We start from the raw sequence: 350 nt of genomic DNA on the forward strand, positions 1-350 counted from the left end.
AAACGCGTCACATCAGGGGCATCCAGCATCGTCAGGTAAACGGCTATGGGTAAAAAACCGCCGTATTTTCGCCAACTGTCCGTCGAAGTGGGAGTTAGGTGCATGCCAATGGTTCTCAGTTGATCGAAAGGGCTACGTTTTTGCGTAGCTTTCAGTACGGCAGGTGCATCCGAATGGTTCTATCCTTCGAGATTAATTTTGTCTGACTATATCTATCCCATTGATTTACTGAAACTTTTTCGGCAAAGAGAGTTGCTCGCCAGATAGGTGCACATCTATGGTTCCAAGGGGCCGATCATCAACACTGGATAAGCTTGAAGGTGAACGTCGTACAGTGTATCGTTACCCAC

Origin of the sequence: Caballeronia sp. BR00000012568055 (genome assembly GCF_029439455.1) — a bacterium.
GTDB lineage: Bacteria > Pseudomonadota > Gammaproteobacteria > Burkholderiales > Burkholderiaceae > Caballeronia.